Below are 22,185 nucleotides of genomic sequence, written 5' to 3' on the forward strand. Positions count from 1 at the left end.
TGGCACCGCCGACCACGCCGGAGCCTGCAATCGATGCGCATTTGACGCTGACCAACGCACGCGCCGCGCAGGCATTGGGGTTCACCGGTGCGGGATATCGCATCGGCGTGATCGATACCGGCATCAATACCAATCATCCGGCCCTGCAGGGGCGGGTCAGCGACAGCTTCATCTATGTGGATCCGCGCACTAACAATGTCGCCGCGGGCGATGTGGTGGGCCACGGCACCGTCGTGGCGCAATTGGCGGCCGGGCGCGCAGTGGGCCAGTGGCCGGGCGGCATCGCCAGCGGCGCGGGCCTGGTGTCCGCCCGCATCATCAACGACGAAGCGCCGGACGATGATGGCAGCGGCGAAGGCAACCAGGTCGATGGTCCGCTTGGTCTGGCGCCGGTGCATGCCGATCTGGTCAGCGCAGGCGTGCGCATCATGAACAACTCGTGGGGCGGGCTGTATTGGAACGACCCGGCCGTCACCAACCAGATCGCGCAGGAATACCGGCCGTTCGTCACCGGCAACGATGGGCTGGTGGTGTTCGCGTCGGGTAACGAATCCAGATCGCAACCGTCCGATACCGCCGCGCTGCCCAGCCAGGTGGGCCCGAACGGCACGCTGCCGGCCGCCGATCTGGAGCGCGGCTGGCTGGTCGTCGGCGCACTGGATACCGCCAATCCCACGCAGCTGGCGTCGTATTCCAATGCCTGCGGCGTGGCGATGCGCTATTGCCTGGTGGCGCCGGGCACCTCGATGTTCCTCGACCCCGATGCCACTGCCAGCAATCTCCGTTATTTCTATGGCAGCGGCACCTCGTTTGCCGCACCGCTGGTGTCCGGTGCGGCTGCGCTGGTGTGGCAGGCGTTTCCGTACTTCAACAACGACCTGGTGCGGCAGACGCTATTGGGAACGGCGACCGATCTGGGCGCGGCCGGTGTCGACCCGACCTTCGGCTACGGCCTGCTCAATGTCGGCAAGGCGGTGCTGGGGCCGGCGCGCTTGGATTGGGGCACGGTGGATGTCACCGTCAACACCTTGCGTTCCACCTGGGCCAACGACATCAGTGGCACAGGTGGCCTGACCAAACGCGGCACCGGCACGCTGGTGTTGAGCAGTGGGGCCAATACGTTCAACGGCGACACCCAGGTGCTGGAGGGCACCTTGCAGACGGCCAGCCTGCAGAGTGCGCGCGTGGGCATTGCCAATGGCGCGGCGTTGATCGGCGCGGGCAGGATCGGCGGACGCGTCGATAATGCCGGCACGTTGCAGGTCAACAGTGCGACGCTGTCGATCGCAGGCAACTACACCCAGGCCAGCGACGGTCGCCTGGCGCTGAACGTGGGCGACCGGGTGAACGTGACCGGGACCGCGACGATTGCCGGCGATCTGCAGGTGCTCGGTCGCCGCGATTACGTGGTCGACAACACCACCTACACGCTGTTGCAGGCCAGCAGCGGGCTGCAGGGCACCTTCGATACGCTCAGCCGCGGCGCGGCCGTGACCTTTCTGGATGCCTCGCTGACCTACGACAGCAATACGGCCTACCTTGCCCTGCGCAGTTTGAATGCCACCGCCGTTGCCGCCACGCTGGGCATGACCGGCACGGCGGCGATGGATTCGGCAATCCGTGTCGAGCAGGCATTCCAGCAGGTGGATGCGCAGCAGCTGCAGGGCGCTGGCGGCATCAGCAGCGGCTTTATCCGCGCCGCAGCGGCGTTGCAGCAGTCACCGGATGCCAGGGCTGCCGCCGATTCGCTGCGGAGTCTGTCCGGCCGTGCGCATGCCGAGTCGGCAGCGATGACCTTCGACACCATCGATCTGGGCAGGCGTGCGTTGGCCGCGCATTTCGATGGGGTATCGCAGCAGCCGCGCCTGCTGGGCGTCTGGCAGCGTGCGCTGGGCGGGCCGGGCGAGGGTGGGGTGACCACCGCGGGATTCGCCACTTCGGGGTGGATGATGGGCAACGACCTGCGCCTGGCGTCCGGCGCAGTCACCGGTTTTGCCTTCGGCGAAACGCGCTCCAGCAGCCTGGGCGATCTGGACGGTGCACGCGGGCGCGACCGGCAGGTGCAGGGGCAGCTGTACTGGGGCACCACGCTGGGGGCGGCGTACACGCTGGGCCAGCTGGGTTTCGGCAACGTCAACCGGCAGATCGAGCGCAGCCTGCAACTGGGTGAAGTGCGCAGCAATGCCTTCAGCGACTACAGCGGCAGTTACCTCAGCGGCAACCTGGAAACCGGGTATCGCCTGGGCGGCGCGCGCGCCAGCCTGACGCCCTACATGGGCCTGGATTACGTGCGTCTGCGCAGCGAAGGATTCCGCGAAAGCGGTGGCGACGGCTTCGGCTTGCGTGCCGATGCCAGCACGTCCTCGCGCACCCAGGTGCTGGCCGGCGTGCGTTCGGCCTATCGCTGGCGCGGCGTGCAGCTCGGCGGTTATGCCGAATGGCAGCAGGCGTTGAGCAGCGAAGGTCTGATGCTCGATGCCAGCTTCATCGGCGTGGATGCATGGGCGCCATTGCGCGGCATGCAGCCGGCGCGCTCGGGTGGGCTGTTCGGCGTCACCGCGGCCGCGCCGTTGGGGCAGAAGAGCCAGTTGCGCTTCGGCTATGACCAGCGGGTGGGCGAACGCGGTGACGATCGCGCGCTGAGCCTGCGCTACAGCGCCGATTTCTGATCGGCGCGTTGCATGGGTGAGCGTTGGTGTGTGATCGGTGGTGCACCTGTCCAGGCAACGTGCCTGGGCAGGTGGATCACTCGCCGCGCAGCTTGTGCAGAAAGCGCGGTGCGGTGCGGCCCAGCGGCAGTTTGAGCTTGCTGATGGCCTCGATCCGCGCCTCGGCAATCTGGTCGGCTGCCTGCTGCGGCGCGACGCCCAAGCGGGTGGACAGGTCGAACACCTTTTCCAGGTTGTGATAGATGCTGCGGATCAGGCGCATCGCGCGTTCGCGGTTGTAGCCGTCGATCTCCAGCGACACATTCATCACGCCGCCGGCATTGACCACGTAATCGGGCGCATACAGGATGCCGCGCTTGTGCAGTTCTTCGCCGATGGCGGCACTGGCAAGCTGGTTGTTGGCGGTGCCACAGATAATCTTGGCCTTCAGCCGCGGCAGTGTGTCTTCGTTGATCGCCCCTTCCAGCGCGCACGGTGCGAACACATCGGCCGGCACCTGGTAGATCTCCTCGATGCTCACCGCTTCGGCGCCGTACTCGGCCACCGCGCGGTCCACCAGCGCCGGATTCAGGTCGGCCACATAGAGTTTGGCGCCGCGTTCCTTGAGCAGTTTCACCAGCTCCATGCCGATATGGCCCAGGCCCTGGATCGCGATACTGGCCTTGCCGACTTCCTCGTGGCCGAGCCTGCGATTGAGCGAGGCCATCAGTGCCTGCAACGCGCCATAGGCGGTGAACGGGGCCGGGTCGCCGGAGCCGCGGTGCACCTGGTGCACGCCGGTGACGTACTCGCTCTCCAGATAGATCTGTTCCATGTCGTTGACGTCGGTGCCGACGTCCTCGGAGGTGATGTAGCGTCCGCCCAGGGTGTCGACAAAGCGGCCGAACGCGCGAAACAGCGCTTCGCTCTTGTCGCTTTTGGGGTCGCCGATGATCACCGCCTTGCCGCCGCCCACATTCAATCCGGCCAGCGCGTTCTTGTAGGTCATGGTGCGGCTGAGCCGCAGCGCATCGTTGAGCGCCGCCTCGCTATTGGGGTAGGGGCGCATGCGCACGCCACCCAGCGCAGGCCCGAGACGGGTGCTGTGCAAGGCGATGATCGCTTTCAGGCCGGCGTCGCGGTTGTGACAGAAGATCACCTGCTCGTGGCCGGTGGTGTCGAGGGTTTCGAAAAGCATCGAAGGCTCCGCGGGGGCTGCGTGATGTGCCTTCCCTGAGGCCGGGCCGGAACCCGTGCAATGGGAAACAAAAACGCGACGTCTGCAGACCCTGTCCGATCACGTCGCGCTGCAACATTTTAAACCACGTCGGCGGGGGCTGGTGTATGAATCTGTTCACCAATGCCGATAGCGCCGCTGCCGAAACCACAGGGTTCCCAGCCATTTCGTCCCTGCGCTGACCGGCAGGCCGGCGTGCAGCGAGTCGGGGTCGGGGCGGCCATCGGCGTGCAGATTGTCAAAGCACACCACCGACCCGGCACGTGGACGCACGCGCACGCCCGCGACCGGGAAGTCGGTGTCGCCACCTGCGTCGACGTCGTTGAGGTAGACGCAGGCGGTGCGCAGGCGATTGCCGGCAGCGGGGCGGTCGGCGGCGATCGTGCCGGGCGGCAGATAGTCGCGATGCGCACGATACTGCTCACCCGGCGCGTAGCACAGCACCGACAGCGCTTCGGCATGGGTCAACGGCAGCTGCGCGCAGGCGGCCACGCGCGCCTGCGCCGCACGCGCGGCAAAGTCTTCGAGGATCGGATCCAGCGTGGCGCCGCGGCTGGTGCGGATCGGCGCGCGGCGTGTGCTGGCATCGTCGGGGTCGACCACCTCGGAGGCGCGCAGGTGCGGCCGCGCCAGCAACATCAGCAAGCGGCACTCGTCGGCAGACAGCACGCCGGAGATTTCTTCGATCATGGGCGCGTCATGGCGGCGCGTGGCGATGTGTCGGGCAGCGAAACCGATGCGCTGATCGTCGCCGCCCGGATCCGGTGGCGTGATCCGCACGGCAGGCGGCGCGGCAATGCCCAGCGGTTGCAATTGCCGCAGCAGCTGGGCCGCGGCGTCGGGCTGCGGCGGGACACCTTCGCCACGCAGCAGGCGCTCGGCCAGCAGCGCGGCCGCCAGTGCATCGCCGGCTGCGGCGGCGCGCTCCAGCAAGGCAACGCAGCGGCGTTGCTGCGCGGGGTGATCGATCCGGCCATGCTGGATGGCCATCGCGCGCAGCGCAGGCGGATGGTCGGCAGCGGCTGCGGCCTGTAGGCGAGAGGTTGCCTGCACGTCCAGCGCCACAGGGTTGTCGGTGACGGCCAGGGTTGCCAACAGATAACGCGCTGCCGCCACATCCTGGCGTTCGGCCTGCTGCCAGTGGGTCAGCGCCTGGGCCACGTCCACCTCGCACCCGACACCATAGGCCAGCATGCGGCCGGCTTCGATCTGCGCGCTGGCATCGCCTGCGGCCGCACTACGCGTGTACCAGTCCAGCGCCTGCTCGGCCTGCCCCATGCGCACCAATGCATGTGCCAACGCCGTCATTGCTGCAGGTTGCGCGGTCTGCGCGGCATCGGTGAGCTGCTGGAGGGACGGTGCCTGCATGGCCGCATTCTAGGAGAGGCCGGCACCCCTGTCGTGCCTGGCCTCGGGCGGGCGCGGATGCCGCCCGAGGCCAGGTGGAGGGCAGCAGTGCCGGTGATCGGTGCAGATGGTGCTTGCCGGCCTGGCAACCGGCCGCCACGGACGGGCGGCGACCTGGCCGCGCTGCCTTCGCCTGCCGGTGCGCGATCAGGCGTCCGTGGACAGCGCCAGCTGGGTCAGATACAGGCGCAGGTCGAACTCCAGTTGGTGGTAGTCCGGGCGCATGTGGTTGCACAGCTGGTAGAAGGCCTTGTTGTGGTCGGCTTCTTTCAGGTGCGCCAGCTCGTGGGCGACGATCATCTGCAGGAACGGTTCGGGCGCGTCGCGGAAGACCGAGGCGATGCGGATCTCGCGGCTGGCCTTGAGGCGGCTGCCGTGGACGCGCGAGATCGCCGTGTGCGTGCCCAGTGCATGCTTCACCACCTGCAGATGGTTGTCGTAGAGCGCCTTGTGCAGGGCGGGCGAGGAGCGCATGTAGCGCTCCTTCATGGCCTTGACGTAGTCGTACAACTGCCGGTCGCTGCGGATCGTGTGGCGATCCGGGTAGCGGCGTGCCAGCACCAGTGCGAGTTTGTCCTGCGCGATCAGCTCGCGTACCTGATCCAGCACGGCGGGCGGGTAACCGGCGAGGTAGCGAAGAGTGTCCATGCCAATCGATTGCTGCGAAGTGCGCATGATCGCCGATGCGGGTGCTGCTGGCGACTGTGCATGCACGAATGTGGCGTCGTGTGTCAGGCGTATTCACGAATGCGGCACATCCGGATGCGTAGCGTGCAGCGCATGTTTTGCGGCACGACCGCGCAAGCACACGACTGAACACGGCACCGTGCCGGATGAGGAGACAACAAACATGATCAAGTGGGCCATTATTTTCGCCATCATCGGACTGATTGCCGGTGCGCTCGGATTTGGCGGCATGGCAGGCGCTGCGATGGGGATTGCCAAGTTCCTGTTCTGGGCCGGCATCATCATCGCCATCGTGCTGTTCGTGCTCGGCATGACGATCGCCAAGAAGGTGACCTGACCCGCAGGGCGTGGCTGCGGCGTGCGCTTTGCAGGCCGGCCGCATCACCCGGAAAGCAGAAGGAGCGGCCACTGGCCGCTCCTTTTTTGTTCCTGCCATCTGCTGAACCGAGATAACGACAGCGAGGCCGCGAGCGAGGTCGAGCGCAAGGCGATCGCTGCCCGCGTGCGCAGATCAGACGCCGGTGCTCTCGGCAGTGGTATGCAGCGCAATATTGAGTTGATCGATGGTCACGATCCAGTCGGCATCGTCGAGGCGTTCTTCACGCAACAGCTGCGCCTGTGCCGGCGTCCAGAAAGGCGCCTCTTCCAGACGCATGTCGCCCGGCAGCGGGGAGTGTTCATCGATGAAGCCGCGAATGCTGACTTCGTCCGATGGCAGGCCCAACTGGGCAAATAGTTCGGAGAACGGGTGGACGGGTTGTTCCATTGCGACTTCCTCGAAGAGTGCGGATGAGCGGATGCTAAAGCACCTGATTTGAGCGCACTGTGCACGTGTGGCTTGGATTTGCCCGTGCGCATGCCCATATTCCAATTCTGAGCAGACAAGCCGAGGCGATCATGGCGACCGGATGGGCGGGTGATGGGGCGGTGCAGGATCAGATCGATGCGACCGTCGAGGATGCGATCAAGCGCGCGCGGAGCCAGCTGCCTCAAGGCCCGAGCCTGACGCATTGCGAAGAATGCGATGCCCCCATTCCCGAGGCACGCCGCAAGGCGGTGCCGGGGGTGCATTTATGCGTGAACTGTCAGCAGGCGCACGACCTTGAGCAGGCCGCGCAAGGCGGCTACAACCGTCGTGGCAGCAAGGACAGCCAGCTGCGTTGATTGCCATGGGGAGCGTTCCAGCGCGGCCAACCGACGACTGGGCTAGGCGCAAAAGCGGGCGCGGCCGGTGCTACGGACGGCCCTTGCCGCTGGTACGCCGCGGCAGCTGATGCGCCTACCGCGCATCTGGGAGCTGCCGGCCAGGTGCTATCACGCACTGCTGGCAGCCATAGCCATGCTCAGTTGGTGGTGAAGTGGCTGGTCTCGCGCCAGCGCCGCGTGGTGCGCTGGAAGAACAGGCTGTTGGGCACCTGCAGCACGCTACCGGCGTGGTCGCCGGTTTCTTCCAGGGTCGTGTAAATCACGTTGATGTCGATCACCCGGCCCTTCAAGCCGGGCTTGTCGCCGCCTTCCAGCAGTTCGATATGGTCGTGCAGGCGGAACGGGCGCGTGGTGATGATCAGGAAGGTGCAGAAGATATTGGACAGCACGCTCCATGCCGCGAAGAACGCCACTGCACCAACTGCCGCAAATCCGGTGAACGCCGTCCACAAGGTGCCGCTGGAGACGCCCAGCACGTTCAGTACCGTCAGCACCGCAGTGACGGAAATGACGAAGCTGCCCACGCGACGGATGCCGATCATCATTTCCGCCGGCAGGCTGTAGCGCGTACACAGGCGTCGCAGCACTTGCCGCAGCAGCAGCCGAACCAATGCGGCAACGCCGAGGATCAACACGATCTGCACCGTCACTACGGCGACGGTCAGCCACTGCGGGTTCCAGTGCGGCAGCAGGCTACGGATCATCGTGGGCAAAGCGTCGGACGCGGACATCACATCGTGCAGGTTCGTGGAGAACCCTCATTGTAACGGGGCCGTCGTTGCGCGGCCGGTGCGCGGGGTGAATGTGCGCGCAGCGGTGGCGACGGCAGGACGCACTCATGGTTGCTGCGATGGCTTGCGGGATCGCGCATGTCGCCGCGGCGTTGCCGCTGGGGACCGGCGATGGCGCCACTGGGCCGGCATCGCATGTTGGTCGGGGGCGCATCGATGACGATGCCGGACGCCCGCAACGCCCAGGGCCGGAAACGAACGTGCCACCTTGCGGTGGCACGTCGGTTCTACGCTTTTCGATTGCGGGTAACGCTTAAGCGATCTTGTCGCCGTCGTTACGCGCAGGGCCGAAGTTGGTGGTGAGCACTTCGATCCGGCCGCCGGTCTTGCGGAACGCGGCGATGTCGGCAGCGATGCGCTCACGACTGAGCGGCTGCGACTTGCCTTCGCTGCGAGCGATGCTGGGCTGGGATTTCTGCTTGGTCGCGGGACGTGCCATGTGGCCTCCTGTAGCGGGGAAGTGCAATGACACCGCGTGCGGCTAGGGTGGCGCGCGCGGAAGCGGTGTCGAGAGGTGCGGTCGCGTTCGGTGCGCAATCGCGGTGGCACGGCAAGCGTGCCTTGCTGACAAGACGGCTAAGCATCATGCAGCAACCGTGCATTATAAGGGATGCGAGCGCGGGTTGCCTTAACCGGCCGACGGACGGGCCCCGGCGGCCGCTGCCCAGGCCAGGCCCTGCACCACGCCGAAGGACGGGTCGCCCTGCACCAGGCGTGATTCCGGGAACACGGCTGCCACCGTGTCGCGGATATAGCCGGCGCGCGACATGCCGCCGGTCAGGAACAGTGTCGCGGGCGGCGCAGCCAGGTCGGCACGGACCTGTGCGAGCAGGCCTTCCAGTTCGCCCAGATAGTTGGAAGCAGACCCAACCAGCGCGCTGGCCTGCACCTCCACGTCCAGCCCGCGTTCGATGAAGTCCAGTGCGGCCTGATGCCGGTCGCGCTCGCTGAGTGCGATCTTGCAGGCTTCCACGCCGCGGTACAGGCGCGCGGTGTTGCCGGTGTCCTGCAGCGCCTGCAGGCGCTTGTCGAACGGGGCGGGGACGTCCTGGTACTTGTGCAGGCGGAATTCGCGCTGGCGGGTCATGTCCTGCACCATCGCCGCTTCCACGTAGTGGTGGGTGGGCACGCGGGTGATGCCGCGGCCGAACAGCGGCATGTAGGCGGCCAGACTGAGCGCCAGATCGATGTCGGTACCGCCACGCGCGATGCCCCAGGCGCGGTGGACCTGCGGCGCGGCGCTGCCGCCGACGCTGGCATGGGCGATGTCGGTGGTGCCGCCGCCGATGTCCACCACCACGGTGTCGTGGCGGCTGTCGTGACTGACGTGGTAGTGCATCGCGGCCGCTGCGGGTTCTTCGAGGAAATCCACCTGGTCGAAGCCGGCGGCAATCGCGGCGGTCTGCAGGATTTCCAGCGCCTGCGCGTTGCCGGCCTCGCCGATGGAACTGCGGAACTGCACCGGGCGGCCCAGCGTGGCGCTGCGGATATTGATGTCGAACTGGCGCGAGGCGGTGAGCCGGATGTGCTCCAGCACATGCGTGGCGATGCCGGTGATGGTCTGGCGCGCGCGCGGATGCAGGTTGTAGCCCAGCATCGATTTGGGGCTCTGCACCAGGCTGCCTTCGCCTTCCAGGAAGTACGCATCCAGCGCTTCGTCGCCGTAGACCGCGTTCTGCAGCAGGGCGGCGGAGCTGCGTGGCTCGCGCACCTGCTCTTCCATCCATTGGCGGCGCACGATGCGGATCGCGTCGCGGCGCAGGCTCTCGGTGCTGGAGGTGCGGCCGGCCGCGGCCGCGTCGCGACGGCCGGAGTCGATCAGCCGTTCGACCTCGTATTCCAGCGCCGGGGTCAGGCTGAAATCGTCCGGGTCGCGCATCGTGTCGGGGAAATACACCGTGGTGCGGAACTGCAGGGCCTCGCCGAAGCGCACCGGCACCACCTGGCCATCGACGATCGCCGCAGCGGCGGAATTGCTGGTACCGAAGTCGATGCCGAGTTTCATGCGGACGGGCCTGTGAGCGGGCCGCGCACTTTACTACTTCTGCTGCCGGCGACGCCCGTCGCGCTGCGTTCGGACGTCGCAGCAGCCGAACTGCCGCATGCCCACAGGCACGCGGCACACCCGATCAGGCAGCGACGCTGGCGACCTGGCCTTCATTCAGTTCCTCGGTGGTGGCTTCGCGCACGTCGACGACTTCGACCGCAAAGTGCAGGGTCTGCCCGGCCAGCGGATGGTTGCCGTCGACGGTGACCTGTTCCGGGCCGACCTCGGTGACGGTGACCAGCACCGGGCCCTGCTGCGTGCGTGCCTCGAACTGCACGCCCGGCACGACCTCGACATCGGTCGGGAATGCCGCGCGCGGCACCTGCTGGATCAGCTGCGCGTGGCGCGGCCCGTAGCCTTGTTCGGGCACCACGTCGGCAGTGAGCGTCTCGCCGCTGCGCTTGCCGTCCAGCGCCTGTTCCAGGCCGGGCACGATGTTGCCGGCGCCGTGCAGATAGCTCAACGGCGTGCCCGGTGTCGAACGGTCCAGGACCTGGCCGCTGTCGTCGGAAAGGGTGTAATGAATGGTCGCAACGCGACCCTGGCTGATTTCCATCGGAAACCTCCATGCTGATGATCGAGTGGGATGCGTCGGCTGACTCACGACGCCAGGAGTTGGTGCCCGCCTACCGTAGGCAATCGCCCCGGGCGATGCAACCGCAGCCGCGGCGGCGGTTATGGCGAGGATCAGCTTGGTGGTGACGATGTCAGCTCTGCGATGCGGCCCATTCCTGGCGCTGCATCGGTGCTCGAATGTCAGCAGCGCCATGCGCATTACTGTGCAGCCGTTGGCCGCATCGCAGCGGATCGCATCGCGCGCAATCCACGGCCTGCGGTGCGCTATTCCTTCTCGGCACCCTGTTCCATCTGGGCACGCCGCGCGTGCCAGGTTTCCGGTGTCTGCGGCTTGATGAACAGCGCGGTGAGCTCGGGGTGCTGGCGCTTGGCGGCCGCTTCGATGCGCCCGACGCAGGCCTCGATCTGCGGGGTGGTGCGGCTGTCCTCGAACTCGGCGCTCAGGGCGGCGACCACCTGGTTCGGGCCCATCTGCATGGTCAATACGCCATTGGCGGCACGCACGTCCGGATCGCTGGCGGCAATGCGCAGCAGCGATTCGGTGACGTGCGCATGCGCGGGTTCGCCGATCAGCAGGCCCTTGGTTTCGCGCGCCAAGAGGAATGCGGTGAAGGCCAGCACGCAGGCAATGCCGATCGAGGCGATGCCATCGAGCTCGGGCATGTCCAGCAATTGCGCGCCGGCCAGGCCCAGTACCGCCATGAACAAGCCGATCAAGGCGGCGCTGTCTTCCAGCAGCACGGTGAACGTGCTGGGGTCCTTGCTCTGCCGGAATGCCTGGAAATACCCCATGCGGCCCTTCTTGGCGCGGAACTCGCGCAGCGCCACCACCCAGGAAATGCCTTCGAACACGATCGACACGCCGAGCACGATGTAGGCGACCAGATGGCTCTTGGCCGGCTCGGGGTTGCGCAGATGCACGATGCCTTCGTACAGCGACACGCCTGCGCCCATCGCGAACACCAGCAGCGCAACGATGAAACTCCAGAAGTACAGCTCGCGCCCGTAACCGAACGGATGGGTCGGCGTCGGTGCCTGCGCTGCGCGGCGCAGGCCGTACAGCAGCAGGACTTCGTTGACGGTATCCACCAGCGAGTGCACGCCTTCGCTGAGCATCGCCGAGCTGCCCGAAATCCCTGCGGCAATGAATTTTGCGACCGCGATGGCAAGGTTGCCGGCCAGCGCGACGTAGACCACCAGATGCGAGCCGGTTTTTTTTGCCGCGCCCGGTTCGCCAGCCGCGGGCTCGGTGGGTCCTGGCGCAGCGCCGGGGGCTTGGGGAACCGATGGGTTGGACACGCGCGACCTGCAGGGCATTCGACAAGCGCCGCACTATCGCGCTGGTGCCGTGCCGGAGACGTGATCGCGCGGCAGGGAGGCTACAATTCACACCCGTTTCAACTCTCAGGAATCGCATGTCTCCCGTTCCCGCCTGCCCGCAATGTGGCCTGGACAATACCTATGCCGATGGCGCGTTGTGGATTTGCGCAGACTGCGGCTTCGAGTGGAGCGCCGGCGAATCCGCCGCGACCACGACGGTGGTGCGCGACAGCAACGGCAACCTGCTGCAGGCCGGCGACACGGTGACCGTGATCAAGGACCTGAAGGTCAAGGGTTCGTCGATTCCGCTCAAGCAGGGCACGCTTATCCGCAACATCCGCCTGGTCGAAGACGATGCCGAGCACATCGAAGGCAATTCGGAAAAGATCAAGGGGCTGGTGTTGAAGACCTGTTTCCTGCGCAAGGCCTGAGGCTGTTGCGGGGGCGCCGCATGTAGCGTGTGTTAGGAGCGCGCTAGCGCGCGATGGGGCGCATCGATAACGCTCCCTCGCGCGCAAGCGCGCTCCTACGTTGCGGCACGCTCAGTCGCGCGGATACACCGCCGCGACCATGCAACTCTGGCGCATCCGCGCAGCCAGGCCGCCGCGGGTGGTGCTCAAGTCGCCCTGCTGGCCGGATCCGGCAGCTGCGCCGGCAAGTGCCATTTCGTCGAGCACATCGACCTTGTCGCCGGGATTGCCGCAGATCGCGTTCAAGCCCATGCCGGAGACGAAGCGAATCGGCGGCGCGCCGCTGAGTTCGCGGCAGCTGTCCATCAGTTCGACGCGGTAGTGGCGATGCGTGCCGGGGTGACGTGGCGACACTTCCACCACCAGCCCCTGGCCGTCTTCCGACCACGAACGCAGCATGCTGGGGTTGAAGCAGTAGCTGGACGAGCCGGCGAAATTGCGCCGGCGCGCTTCGCGCACGCTGACCCCGTCCAGGGTCGGGATAATGCTGTCGCGTTGCCGCGCCGCGCTGGCGTACTCGCGCGCACTCAAGCTGGCGATCTGGCTGACCGCGCAGTGCTGCTGGCCCGAGCTCACGTATGCCGGCGCACCGTTGCAGACCCAGCCGTGCGCCGCCAGCAGGCGCGCATCCGCGCGTGCGGCCAGCTGCGGGCAGTCCTGCGCCAGACTGATGCGGAACAGCCGTCCGCCTTGTTCGGCCACCGCCAGCGTGCGCGGATCGGCTTGATGCAGTTCCGTCACCTTGCGCGCATCCAGGCATTCGGCGTTCGGTGCGGCAGGGCGCAGCGGCTCGGCCGCTGCCGTGGAGGACGCGTAACCGAATAGCGTGCTGCCGAGCAGAACCGCAGTGAGTAAACGCATCACGCACATCCTTGGCAATGAGGGATGTCTGCATCATCTGCCAGGCAGGTCGCGCTGGCAATCGCAGCAACGCGCGTCGGGTCGCGCGCTCAACAACGCCGGGCGGGCGGCCAGCGCTCTGCACCGCCAGCGCATACGAGTGCCTGCCGATGCTGGGTTGCAAGCATGTGCGCGCGCAACCTCACGCGCAGCTTGCAACTCGCCGGCGCGATAACGCGGCGCAGCCTGCGCTCACGGCGCCTCGGGCGGATCCGAATCCAGCACCTGCAGCTTGCCGCCGGTGGTTTCGGGAAGGATGCGTTGATCGGTGGCGACCAGCACCACACCCGGCGTCAGCAGCGGCAGCAGGCCGGCCAGGAATGCCGGCGGCACCTGCAGCCGGGCGATGGTGTCGGCATCCAGCGGCTGTCCTGCCGCGGCATTGCTGCCGGGGATGCCGATGCGCATCCAGTTGGGCATGCGTTGACCGGGCAGGCCAGGCACCTCGCCAGGCAGGAAGCCCTGGCCGACGATGAACGCCTGTGTGCCCAGCGGCGCGGCACCGGCCTGTGCGCGCAATGCCACCTGCGCGCGTCCGATTTCCACGCCGTTGCGATACACCACCAGCTGCTGATCGCTGCTGCTGACCAGCATCGAGATCGGGCCGGTGGGCGCCAGTTCCGGTTGCCACGCAAAGGTCTGGCCGTTGGGCAGCGGCAGCAACGCACGCTGCGCGCCGGTGGTGGGGTCGATCGGGCTGAGCGCGCGTGGATGCACCACCGCGTCGGCATCCACGCCGGCCTGCGCAACCACCACCACCATGCCCATGTTGGAGTTGTCGAACAGCAGCCGCGCGAATTCCGACGGCAGATGCACGCAGCCATGCGATTCCGGATACCCGGGCAGGCCGCCTGCGTGCAGGGCCACGCCGTCCCAGGTCAGGCGTTGCTGATACGGCATCGGCGCGGCGTTGTAGAGATTGGAGCGGTGGTCCTTGTCCTTCTGCAGGATGGTGAACACACCGGTCGGTGTCTCGTGCCCGGGCTTGCCGGAGCTGATGGTGGAAATGCCGATCAGGATGCCGTTGCGATACGCATAGGCGCGTTGCTCGGTGAGGCTGACGATCACCGCCATCGGCCCCCAGCCCTTGCTGACGCCGCCCCAGATCCATTCGCCCGGCTTGAGGTCGGCCGGCGCCGTTTCAGCAGGGCTTGACTGGCGCGCGCCCCAGAACGGCACGGCGGACGCTTGCCCGCAGATCAGCAGCGTGCAGAAGAGAACAGCAGTGAGCAGGGGCCGCATCGGCAGTCCAGAAAACAGTGTCGGCATGATCCTAGCGGGGCCGGGTGCGCGCGTCATGTGGTTGCTGCCGATAGTGCGACGGTGCGAAGGCATCGGCGCTGCAAGCACGGTGCCATGGATACGTATGCGTCGTCGCCAGCCTGTTGCGTAACACGCACAAGCGCGTGGTGCTGCGCGCTGGTTCAATGATTGAGTGGGCAGGTGCCCGATGGCCGCCGCATCGCGATCCGGCAGCAGGGCGCTTGGCGCATGCAAGACGCACGGGGCTGCCCGAGGCCTGGGGCCGCGCTGCATGCATGGACGGACCGATCTGCCGCAGCGGCTGCGCTCGTTTGATGCCGAGCGCAACCGGTGTGCCTTACAGCGGCTGATGAACATAGCGAGCCGTTGTCAGATGGGTGCGGACGGCGCGGAGGAACCGACGTGATGCCGGTTCCGCGCACCGGCCGCCCCCGCCCGGCGGCTGTGCGGTAGTGTTGCAGCGCTCTTAGTCCGGCAGGGCGGGGTAGTCGATATAGCCCTTGGCACCGCCGCCGTACAGCGTGGCCTGGTCGACATCGGCCAGCGGGGCGTTCTCGCGCAGGCGACGCACCAGGTCCGGGTTGGCGATGAAGGGCCGGCCGAAGGCGATCGCATCGGCGTAGCCGCTGTCGAGGGCTTTCTCGGACAGTGCCTTGTCGTAGCTGTTGTTGGCGATCCAGGCGCCGTCGAACCTGGCGCGCAGCGCGGCGTAGTCGAAGGCGACGTTGTCGCGCGCACCGCCGGTTGCGCCTTCGATCACGTGCACGAAGGCCAGCCCGCCGATCAGGTTGAGACGCTCCACCGCACGTTCGAACAAGGGCTGCGGATCGGAGTCGTGCATGCCGTATACCGGCGTGACCGGCGACAGCCGCACGCCGGTGCGCTCGGCACCGATCTCGTCGGCAATGGCCTGCATCACTTCGGTCAGCAGGCGGGTCCGGTTTTCGATGTCGCCGCCGTACGCGTCGGTGCGCTGGTTGGAGCCGTCACGCAGGAACTGGTCGAGCAGGTAGCCGTTGGCCGCATGGACTTCCACGCCGTCGAAGCCGGCGTCGATGGCATTGCGCGCGGCGATGCGGTAGTCCTCGATCAAGGCGGGGATTTCGTCCAGCGCCAGCGCGCGCGGCTCGGAGACATCCTGGAAGCCATCCTTGGTGTAGGTCTTGCCCTCGGCGCGGATGGCGCTGGGCGCCACCGGCGATTCGCCTGGCGGCAGCACGCTGGTGTGCGAGACGCGGCCCACATGCCACAGCTGCAACACGATCTTGCCGCCACGACGATGCACTTCGTCGGTGACCGCACGCCAGCCCTGGACCTGCGCGGCGGTGTGGATGCCGGGCGTATCCAGATAGCCCTGGCCCAGCGGGCTGATCTGCGTGCCTTCGGCCACGATCAATCCGGCACTGGCGCGTTGGCCGTAGTACTCGGCGGCGAGCGGCGAGGGCACCTGCCCGGCGACGGCGCGATTGCGCGTCAGCGGCGCCATGATCACGCGGTTGGCAAGATCCAGCGCGCCCAGGCGCACCGGTGAGAACAATGGGGATTCAGTGGATGTGGACATCAGCAACCAATTGGGTGTGGATCACGCGCCGTGCGCGACACCGCGCCGATCGCGAGTGCCCCCTAGCGATGGTGGCGGACCAAAGCGGATTCGAGCGATAGCGATAGGACACAGCGTCTTCTGTCGCGACGGGATCGGCCAAACTGTGATGTGCTGGGGGCCTGGCGCTGAACCGCAGCAGGCGCCGCGCTTTCGTCGATTGCTGCGTTGCACAATAATAAGCCGCCCCGTCATCCTGGAGTCGGGCATGTCCGATACCGATCTTTCAACGCCGCCTGTGTCCCGGCGCGATTACGTGCTGATCCTGTTTGCGTTGGCGATGGGTGGCTTTGCGATCGGCATCAGCGAATTTTCTACCATGGGGCTGATGACCCAGATCGCGCAGGGCCTGCAGATCAGCGAGCCGCAGGTCGGTCATGTGATCAGCGCCTATGCGCTAGGTGTGGTGGTCGGTGCGCCGTTGCTGGCGATTGTCGGCGCCCGCTGGCCGCGGCGCACCTTGTTACTGCTGTTGATGGTGTTCTACGCGCTGGGCAATCTCGCCAGTGCGCTGGCGCCGAGCTACCACACGATGTTGCTGTGCCGGTTTATCGCCGGCTTGCCGCACGGCGCCTACTTCGGCGTTGCTTCATTGGTCGCCGCGTCGATCAGCCCGCCCAATCAGCGCGCCACTGCGGTGGGCCGGGTGTTGCTGGGCCTGAGCATCGCCTTGCTGGTGGGCAATCCGTTGGCGACCTGGCTGGGCCAGATCGTGAGCTGGCGTTGGGCCTACGCGGCGGTATCGGTGCTTGCGTTGTGCACGGTCGCCGCAGTGGCATCACGCTTGCCGCCCGCGCCGGACGAGCCGCGCCAACAGCCGCTGCGCGAGCTGCGGGCCTTCAACCAGCCGCAGGTGTGGCTGGCCCTGGCGATCGGCGCGGTGGGTTTTTCCGGCATGTTCTGCGTCTTCAGTTATCTGGCGCCCACCCTGACCGCAGTGACCGGCGTGGCGCCGGCGCGGATTCCGCTGGCAATGGTGGCGTTCGGTGTCGGCGGCGTGCTCGGCAGCATCCTGGGCGGCTGGCTGTTCGACCGCATGCAGTTCCGTGCGGTACCGGTGTTGCTGGTGTGGTCGGTGGTGGTGATGTTGACCTTCCCGTTGGCCGCGCAGTCGGGCCTGTGGGTATTCGTGTCGATCGTGGCGGTCGGCACCATGGGTGCGCTGGCACCTGCACTGCAGACGCGGCTGATGGATGTGGCCGCAGAGGCGCAGACCCTGGCGGCGGCGTCCAACCATGCCGCGTTCAATACCGCCAACGCGCTTGGCCCATGGTTGGGCGGCATGGTGATCACGGCCGGGTGGGGCTGGACCTCGACCGGCTACGTGGGCGCAGCCACTGCGCTGGGCGGCTTGCTGGTATATGCCCTGGCGGTCTGGCAGGAACGCCGGCAGCGGACGGCGCTGGCGAGCTGCTGAAGCGCAGCGGCTTGGGCGCGGTGGCACAGGCGGTTATCCGGCCTCCTCTGCCACATGCCGCCGTTGCCGTGATGAGTGGCAGCATGGATAGCGGTCGTACCCGTCGCGATGCAGTTGCACATCCAGGATGCAGGGCTCCATCCACGGCCGACTCACGGCCCGACATCGAGACTGCATGCTTCATTGCGAGCGGACCGTACAGCGCCATGACCGACTTCACCCCACCTCCATGGAAGCGCCCGAAACCCAAGGGAAGGTCCGCGTCCACGCCGCTGACCGCTGCGCAGAAAACCGCTGCCAGACAGCGTGCGGAGGAGGCTGGTCGGCCGTATCCCAATCTGGTCGTCAACATGTGGGCGAGTCGCCAGCCGAAATAGCTTGACCCGGTCTTGGCATCGATGAATCGCCATTCATTGCCTGCATGATCGCGTGAGGACAATCGCCACCGCACTCACATCTCGATTATGGGTGGCCCGCCAAGCTAAGGCCGTACACAACGCAATGCATGCAATCGATCCATTGATTGCCTCATCCCCCGAAAGCCAGCGCAAGCGCCTTTTCGACTCGCGCAGCGCTGGCCCATCGTAACCAGGAGCGACACATGAGCATTCAGAGCAAGACCGAGCACAGCCTCAACGACCTCATCGCCATTTCCCGCGACGGCAAGGACTTCTACGAAGAAGCTGCTGCCAAGGTGGGCGATGCGGAACTTGCAACGCTGTTCCGCCGCATCGCCGGTGTGAAGTCCGACATCGTCAGCAACCTGAGCAGCGTCGTCGCCTCGGTCGGTGGCAAGCCGGAAACCAGCGGCACCATGGTCGGCAGCATGCAGCAGTTCTACGGCAAGGTGCGCGCAACCCTGGGCGACACCAAGTATGGCTATGTGGCCGAACTGGAAGAGTCCGAAGATCGTTTGCTGAAGGCATTCGATGAAACCATCGCCGATCAGGACACCCCGGCTGCCGCGCGTGACGCAGCACTGCGTCTGCTGCCGGAAGTGCGCGCCTGTCATGACGTGATGCGTAATCGCAAGCATGCGATGAAGAGCGCCGCATAACCTGCGCGCGTGACCCAGGCGCATCCCTGTGATGCAGCTTGTGGAGTGAACCGATAAAGGCGGAAACGGGCAGCGCGAGCTGCCCGTTTCTTTTTGTGCCACGCGCAGCCAGTGACACGCAGTTCTTGTTCCACGCATTGCGCGCGTTCCACGTCGTGGCGTGGATGTTGAAGGCGTGTCACGCACGCAGTTGGTCTGCTAGTATCCGCCGCCCTTCTTCCGGCAGGTCCGCGTACGCGGTCGTGGAATCGCCCATGAAACAGCAGTTCCTGTACCTGTCCTCGGCCGAGGCGCAGCTGTCGCTTGGCCTTGGCGAGGAGAAGACCACCGAGCGCCTGTTCTTCGCGGTGATGGCCGATGCATCGACTGCCCAGCGCGCCGCGGCGATTGCCGATGGGCTGCTGCATGGTGGCCAGGTCGATGGCAGGCCGCTGGCGCGCGAACGCTTGCATGTGACCCTGCATCATCTGGGTGATTACGCGGGCGGCTTGCCGCCGTCGTTGGTGAGCCGCGCCAGTCAGGCGGCCGAGCGCGTAGCAATGGACGCGTTCGCGGTGGAGTTCGATCGGGTGGGCACCTTCGGGGGACGACGTTCGCAGCTGCCGTGCGTGCTGCATGGCGAAGACAAGGTGCGCGGGCTGTACGAACTGCAAGGCGCGTTGGGCGGGCAACTGGCGCATGCGGGCATTGCCGGCGATGCGCAGTACACGCCGCATATGACGCTGCTGTATTGCAACCAGTCGTTGCCGCAACGGCGCTGCGAGGCGCTGGCGTGGACGGTGCGGGAGTTCGCGCTGGTGCGCAGCTTTCTGGGCCAGTCGCGTTACCAGCTCGAAGGGCAGTGGTCGCTGCGCTGATGCGCGGGCAGGTGCGTCCGCGGTAGCCTGCGTGCATGGACGCCACCACCACGCCACTGCCATTGCAGCCCGAGCACCTGGCCGCGCTCGAACAGGCCTATGCCACGCCGCCGCGCGCCTATCACCACTTCGGTCATGTGCGCGCGCTGCTGCAGCATTACGCCGAGGTCGCCGCAGGGCCGGGCTGGCAGCAGCCGGTCGAAGTCTGGTTGGCGGTGCTGTTCCACGATGCGGTGTATCAACCCGGGCGCAGCGACAACGAGGCGGAATCGGCCAGGTGGGCGGCGGACTGCATCCAGCGCTGGTGGCCGCAGGTGTCGGTGGATCTGCAGCGCGTGCAGCACCTGATCCTGCTGACCGCACGCCATGGACAACTGCAGCCGTCGGATGTGGATGCCGAAGCGGCGTTGTTCCTGGATTGCGACATGGCGATCCTGGCCGCACCGGCGGCGGTGTTCGATGCCTACGACCAGGCCATTGCCGTCGAATACCGCGGGCATGTGCCCAGCCTGTTGTTCCGGCTCAATCGCAGGCGGTTCCTGGCCGGCCTGCTGGAGCGTCCGCGCATCTTTCTGAGCGACGACTTCCATGCGCGCTACGACGCTGCGGCACGGGCCAATCTGCGGCGGCGGCTGGGGCGCTGACCCGGCACACGGGGCCAGGCGGTTCATCCGGGCGCGCTGGTGGCGCACGCTACAATGCGCACATGCACGACCGCGTCGCTCCCGATCATGATCCACGCCCGCAGCCGCCCGAGCCGCCTGCACCCAACGAGTGCTGCGAGAGCGGTTGCCCGTTGTGCGTGCACGATCTGTACGCGGAGGAACTGGCGCGCTACCGGCAGGCGTTGGCCGCCTGGGAAGCGCGGCAGCAGGCACATGCGCGATAAGCGAAGCGCCGCGCTTCGCGTGGCCGCCCGGAGCGATTATCTTTGAACCACTCTTTCCGATGGTGCGACATGCGACGACTTGAGATGTGGAGCGCGCTCTGCGGCGCGGCGATGTTGACGCTATCGGGCATGGCGGCTGCGCAGACGACGCAGCCAGTGAGCCACGGCCGCTTCGAGCAGGTGCCGGTGCTGATGCCCAAGGGCGAGCCGCAGCGCGTGGTGATCTGGCTGACCGGCACCGGCAACAACGTCAAGCGGCAGACGCAGGCGGAAAGCCTGCGTGCCGATGGCGCGATGGTGGCGATGGTGGATACCGCGCATCTGTATGCGGTGCTGCGCAAGGCCGGCGGCACCTGCGCATTCTCGGTCGGCGATGTGGAGAATTTCTCGCGCTACGTGCAGGCCTTCTACCACGTGCCCACCTACCGTCTGCCGCTGCTGGTCGGCGACGGCGAGGGGGCCGCGCTGGCCTATGCGATCGGGGCGCAAGCCAAGCCGCATGTGCTGGCCGGCGTGCTGACCGATGGGCTGTGCCCGGCCACGGTATCCGATCAGGCGATCTGCCAGCCGGGCGTGCGCCCGGGCAGCAACACGCTGCTGCCGGTGCCGTTGCAGATTCCCTGGGTGCTTGCCGGGAGCCAGGACAAGCGTTGCCCGGCCGCCGCCGAAGACAGCTTCCTCAAGCAGGTGCCGCAGGCACGCACTTTTACGCGTTCGGCGCAAGGCGACATCCTGCCGGGCCTGCGCGCTGCGGCACGCTCGCTGGGCGAGCAGAAGGGCGTGGCCTTGCCGCCACCGCCGGGCGGGCTGGAAGATCTGCCGGTGGTGGAAGTGCCGGCCAAGCCGGACGGCGACAGCGACGACGACACCTTCGTGATCTTCGTCTCCGGCGATGGCGGCTGGGCGGGCCTGGACGAAGAGGTGGCCGATGCACTGGCCGCGCAAGGCATCCCGGTGGTCGGCCTGGATTCGCTGCGTTACTTCTGGACCGAGCGTACACCGCAGGGCTTTGCGACCGACCTGGATCGCATCGCGCGTTTCTATGCGCAGCGCTGGCAACGCCAGCGGGTGGTGCTGATCGGCTTCTCGCAGGGCGCGGACGTATTGCCGGCCGCGATCAACACGCTGCCGGCGCAGACCAAGCAGAACCTGCGCATGACCGCGCTGTTGTCGGTAGGCAAGCTGGCCGATTACGAATTCCACGTCAGCAACTGGCTGGGTTCGGACGACGATGGCCTGCCGATTGCGCCGGAAGTGCAGCGACTGCCCGCCGGCACCACCGTCTGCATCTACGGCCAGGACGACCAGGATGCGCTCTGCCCGAGCCTACCGCCACAAGCCGCCAAGCGGGTCGCGCTACCGGGCGATCACCACTTCAAGGGCGATTACGCGACCCTGGCCAAGGTGATCATGGAGCAGTTGCACGCTCTGTCGAAGCCATAAGCGAGAAGGCATTTTTGCCCATGCGTCAGCCCACTTCCGGCTGACGCATGTCAACAACCTGATCGTCGCCGTTCGGTTCGGCCGCCTGCAGCTCGGCAGGCGCTTGGCATTTTTCTCCGCAACCGACAGCAACCGGTGGTGCTTGCGCGCGTGCCGGTGTGGGACCTTGAGCGGCATGGACGCCGCGCCAGCGCCTACAAGGACGTACTTGCGGCGTGTCCCACGCCGGTACGCGTGCAAGCGCCCGCAGCGGACCGGAGCATTCGCAGGAAGCGGACGGATTTAGTGTGCAATTGGTCGGTGTGCGGAGTCGGTCGGCAGCGCGGCGCCGCATCCGGTGTCGGGACACGCCGCAAGTACGTCCATGTAG

The 22,185-nt window shown here is 66.7% G+C and carries 22 protein-coding genes and 1 other RNA gene; 10 read left to right on the plus strand and 13 right to left on the minus strand.

Annotated features, from left to right (window positions below):
- Positions 1-2,669 (plus strand): S8 family serine peptidase (locus EO139_RS00255; RefSeq protein WP_126968961.1); only part of this gene is annotated, 2,669 nt, incomplete at its 5' end.
- Between the two features lie 76 nt (positions 2,670-2,745).
- Here EO139_RS00255 and EO139_RS00260 read toward each other — a convergent pair.
- From EO139_RS00260 to EO139_RS00270, 3 genes are all read right to left on the minus strand, one after another.
- Positions 2,746-3,846 carry a Glu/Leu/Phe/Val dehydrogenase dimerization domain-containing protein gene (locus EO139_RS00260; protein ID WP_104583451.1) on the minus strand — a complete coding sequence of 367 codons (1,101 nt, stop codon included), beginning with the start codon at positions 3,844-3,846 and terminating at the stop codon, positions 2,746-2,748.
- A gap of 156 nt (positions 3,847-4,002) precedes the next feature.
- Positions 4,003-5,253 (minus strand): 2OG-Fe(II) oxygenase, encoded by a 1,251-nt coding sequence (locus EO139_RS00265; protein ID WP_126968962.1) that lies wholly within the window; start codon positions 5,251-5,253, stop codon positions 4,003-4,005.
- A gap of 186 nt (positions 5,254-5,439) precedes the next feature.
- Positions 5,440-5,967, minus strand: a complete 528-nt coding sequence (locus EO139_RS00270) for a M48 family metallopeptidase (protein ID WP_164739650.1) — start codon at positions 5,965-5,967, stop codon at positions 5,440-5,442.
- 175 nt (positions 5,968-6,142) lie between these two features.
- Between EO139_RS00270 and EO139_RS00275 the strand changes: the two genes are divergently transcribed.
- Positions 6,143-6,316, plus strand: a complete 174-nt coding sequence (locus tag EO139_RS00275) for a DUF1328 domain-containing protein (RefSeq protein WP_003489471.1) — start codon at positions 6,143-6,145, stop codon at positions 6,314-6,316.
- A gap of 174 nt (positions 6,317-6,490) precedes the next feature.
- Here EO139_RS00275 and EO139_RS00280 read toward each other — a convergent pair whose 3' ends face one another.
- Positions 6,491-6,745: a DUF2789 domain-containing protein gene (locus EO139_RS00280; RefSeq protein WP_126968964.1), complete on the minus strand. Its 255-nt coding sequence runs from the start codon at positions 6,743-6,745 to the stop codon at positions 6,491-6,493.
- Between the two features lie 131 nt (positions 6,746-6,876).
- On the opposite strand from EO139_RS00280, the gene EO139_RS00285 reads away from it, so the two are divergent.
- Complete coding sequence (locus tag EO139_RS00285; RefSeq protein WP_104583447.1) at positions 6,877-7,143, plus strand: DksA/TraR family C4-type zinc finger protein; 267 nt, start codon at positions 6,877-6,879, stop codon at positions 7,141-7,143.
- Positions 7,144-7,322: 179 nt separating this feature from the next.
- On the opposite strand, the gene EO139_RS00290 is transcribed toward EO139_RS00285, so the two are convergent.
- The 5 genes from EO139_RS00290 to EO139_RS00310 all read right to left on the minus strand — a co-directional run bounded on the left by EO139_RS00290 (position 7,323) and on the right by EO139_RS00310 (position 11,916).
- Positions 7,323-7,916, minus strand: coding sequence for a mechanosensitive ion channel family protein (locus tag EO139_RS00290; protein WP_164739651.1), 594 nt, complete (start codon positions 7,914-7,916; stop codon positions 7,323-7,325).
- A 313-nt stretch (positions 7,917-8,229) separates the two neighbouring features.
- Positions 8,230-8,415 carry a hypothetical protein gene (locus EO139_RS00295; protein ID WP_010366034.1) on the minus strand — a complete coding sequence of 62 codons (186 nt, stop codon included), beginning with the start codon at positions 8,413-8,415 and terminating at the stop codon, positions 8,230-8,232.
- 189 nt (positions 8,416-8,604) lie between these two features.
- Positions 8,605-9,981 (minus strand): Hsp70 family protein, encoded by a 1,377-nt coding sequence (locus tag EO139_RS00300; RefSeq protein WP_126968966.1) that lies wholly within the window; start codon positions 9,979-9,981, stop codon positions 8,605-8,607.
- A 124-nt stretch (positions 9,982-10,105) separates the two neighbouring features.
- A complete protein-coding gene (locus tag EO139_RS00305; protein ID WP_126968967.1) occupies positions 10,106-10,579 on the minus strand; it encodes a peptidylprolyl isomerase in 474 nt (157 codons plus the stop codon).
- A gap of 284 nt (positions 10,580-10,863) precedes the next feature.
- Positions 10,864-11,916: a cation diffusion facilitator family transporter gene (locus EO139_RS00310; RefSeq protein ID WP_104648303.1), complete on the minus strand. Its 1,053-nt coding sequence runs from the start codon at positions 11,914-11,916 to the stop codon at positions 10,864-10,866.
- Between the two features lie 98 nt (positions 11,917-12,014).
- On the opposite strand from EO139_RS00310, the gene EO139_RS00315 reads away from it, so the two are divergent.
- Positions 12,015-12,350 (plus strand): zinc ribbon domain-containing protein YjdM, encoded by a 336-nt coding sequence (locus EO139_RS00315; protein WP_047130753.1) that lies wholly within the window; start codon positions 12,015-12,017, stop codon positions 12,348-12,350.
- Positions 12,351-12,461: 111 nt separating this feature from the next.
- On the opposite strand, the gene EO139_RS00320 is transcribed toward EO139_RS00315, so the two are convergent.
- The 4 genes from EO139_RS00320 to EO139_RS00335 all read right to left on the minus strand — a co-directional run bounded on the left by EO139_RS00320 (position 12,462) and on the right by EO139_RS00335 (position 16,113).
- Positions 12,462-13,250, minus strand: coding sequence for a hypothetical protein (locus EO139_RS00320; protein ID WP_241235879.1), 789 nt, complete (start codon positions 13,248-13,250; stop codon positions 12,462-12,464).
- Between the two features lie 231 nt (positions 13,251-13,481).
- Positions 13,482-14,537, minus strand: coding sequence for a L,D-transpeptidase (locus EO139_RS00325; RefSeq protein ID WP_126969086.1), 1,056 nt, complete (start codon positions 14,535-14,537; stop codon positions 13,482-13,484).
- Between the two features lie 359 nt (positions 14,538-14,896).
- Positions 14,897-14,959, minus strand: a non-coding RNA gene (locus tag EO139_RS00330) — sX9 sRNA.
- Between the two features lie 59 nt (positions 14,960-15,018).
- Complete coding sequence (locus EO139_RS00335) at positions 15,019-16,113, minus strand: alkene reductase (RefSeq protein ID WP_104583441.1); 1,095 nt, start codon at positions 16,111-16,113, stop codon at positions 15,019-15,021.
- A gap of 247 nt (positions 16,114-16,360) precedes the next feature.
- Here EO139_RS00335 and EO139_RS00340 point away from each other — a divergent pair, with 247 nt between their 5' ends.
- The 6 genes from EO139_RS00340 (at position 16,361) to EO139_RS00370 (ending at position 21,815) form a co-directional block, all read left to right on the plus strand.
- Positions 16,361-17,569, plus strand: coding sequence for an MFS transporter (locus EO139_RS00340; protein ID WP_164739652.1), 1,209 nt, complete (start codon positions 16,361-16,363; stop codon positions 17,567-17,569).
- 601 nt (positions 17,570-18,170) lie between these two features.
- A complete protein-coding gene (locus EO139_RS00350) occupies positions 18,171-18,626 on the plus strand; it encodes a PA2169 family four-helix-bundle protein (RefSeq protein ID WP_016903501.1) in 456 nt (151 codons plus the stop codon).
- Positions 18,627-18,880: 254 nt separating this feature from the next.
- Positions 18,881-19,483: a 2'-5' RNA ligase family protein gene (locus EO139_RS00355; protein WP_126968969.1), complete on the plus strand. Its 603-nt coding sequence runs from the start codon at positions 18,881-18,883 to the stop codon at positions 19,481-19,483.
- Positions 19,484-19,518: 35 nt separating this feature from the next.
- Positions 19,519-20,127, plus strand: a complete 609-nt coding sequence (locus EO139_RS00360) for a hypothetical protein (RefSeq protein ID WP_126968970.1) — start codon at positions 19,519-19,521, stop codon at positions 20,125-20,127.
- Between the two features lie 62 nt (positions 20,128-20,189).
- The gene (locus EO139_RS00365) at positions 20,190-20,372 is read left to right on the plus strand and encodes an oxidoreductase-like domain-containing protein (protein ID WP_104648309.1); all 183 of its coding nucleotides are present in this window, start codon (positions 20,190-20,192) and stop codon (positions 20,370-20,372) included.
- Positions 20,373-20,441: 69 nt separating this feature from the next.
- Positions 20,442-21,815, plus strand: a complete 1,374-nt coding sequence (locus tag EO139_RS00370; protein WP_126968971.1) for an AcvB/VirJ family lysyl-phosphatidylglycerol hydrolase — start codon at positions 20,442-20,444, stop codon at positions 21,813-21,815.
- Positions 21,816-22,185 lie beyond the last annotated feature (370 nt).

It is taken from the genome of Xanthomonas sp. BRIP62411 (genome assembly GCF_003993525.1).
GTDB lineage: Bacteria > Pseudomonadota > Gammaproteobacteria > Xanthomonadales > Xanthomonadaceae > Xanthomonas > Xanthomonas euroxanthea.

Excerpts from the sequence above, each read along its gene's own strand:
- EO139_RS00260 (WP_104583451.1), bottom strand. The coding sequence starts at position 3,846 with ATGCTTTTCGAAACCCTCGACACCACCGGCCACGAGCAGGTGATCTTC.
- EO139_RS00265 (WP_126968962.1), bottom strand. The coding sequence starts at position 5,253 with ATGCAGGCACCGTCCCTCCAGCAGCTCACCGATGCCGCGCAGACCGCG.
- EO139_RS00270 (WP_164739650.1), bottom strand. The coding sequence starts at position 5,967 with ATGCGCACTTCGCAGCAATCGATTGGCATGGACACTCTTCGCTACCTC.
- EO139_RS00275 (WP_003489471.1), top strand. The coding sequence starts at position 6,143 with ATGATCAAGTGGGCCATTATTTTCGCCATCATCGGACTGATTGCCGGT.
- EO139_RS00280 (WP_126968964.1), bottom strand. The coding sequence starts at position 6,745 with ATGGAACAACCCGTCCACCCGTTCTCCGAACTATTTGCCCAGTTGGGC.
- EO139_RS00285 (WP_104583447.1), top strand. The coding sequence starts at position 6,877 with ATGGCGACCGGATGGGCGGGTGATGGGGCGGTGCAGGATCAGATCGAT.
- EO139_RS00290 (WP_164739651.1), bottom strand. The coding sequence starts at position 7,916 with ATGTCCGCGTCCGACGCTTTGCCCACGATGATCCGTAGCCTGCTGCCG.
- EO139_RS00295 (WP_010366034.1), bottom strand. The coding sequence starts at position 8,415 with ATGGCACGTCCCGCGACCAAGCAGAAATCCCAGCCCAGCATCGCTCGC.
- EO139_RS00300 (WP_126968966.1), bottom strand. The coding sequence starts at position 9,981 with ATGAAACTCGGCATCGACTTCGGTACCAGCAATTCCGCCGCTGCGGCG.
- EO139_RS00305 (WP_126968967.1), bottom strand. The coding sequence starts at position 10,579 with ATGGAAATCAGCCAGGGTCGCGTTGCGACCATTCATTACACCCTTTCC.
- EO139_RS00310 (WP_104648303.1), bottom strand. The coding sequence starts at position 11,916 with ATGCCCTGCAGGTCGCGCGTGTCCAACCCATCGGTTCCCCAAGCCCCC.
- EO139_RS00315 (WP_047130753.1), top strand. The coding sequence starts at position 12,015 with ATGTCTCCCGTTCCCGCCTGCCCGCAATGTGGCCTGGACAATACCTAT.
- EO139_RS00320 (WP_241235879.1), bottom strand. The coding sequence starts at position 13,250 with ATGCGTTTACTCACTGCGGTTCTGCTCGGCAGCACGCTATTCGGTTAC.
- EO139_RS00335 (WP_104583441.1), bottom strand. The coding sequence starts at position 16,113 with ATGTCCACATCCACTGAATCCCCATTGTTCTCACCGGTGCGCCTGGGC.
- EO139_RS00340 (WP_164739652.1), top strand. The coding sequence starts at position 16,361 with ATGTCCGATACCGATCTTTCAACGCCGCCTGTGTCCCGGCGCGATTAC.
- EO139_RS00350 (WP_016903501.1), top strand. The coding sequence starts at position 18,171 with ATGAGCATTCAGAGCAAGACCGAGCACAGCCTCAACGACCTCATCGCC.
- EO139_RS00355 (WP_126968969.1), top strand. The coding sequence starts at position 18,881 with ATGAAACAGCAGTTCCTGTACCTGTCCTCGGCCGAGGCGCAGCTGTCG.
- EO139_RS00360 (WP_126968970.1), top strand. The coding sequence starts at position 19,519 with ATGGACGCCACCACCACGCCACTGCCATTGCAGCCCGAGCACCTGGCC.
- EO139_RS00365 (WP_104648309.1), top strand. The coding sequence starts at position 20,190 with ATGCACGACCGCGTCGCTCCCGATCATGATCCACGCCCGCAGCCGCCC.
- EO139_RS00370 (WP_126968971.1), top strand. The coding sequence starts at position 20,442 with ATGCGACGACTTGAGATGTGGAGCGCGCTCTGCGGCGCGGCGATGTTG.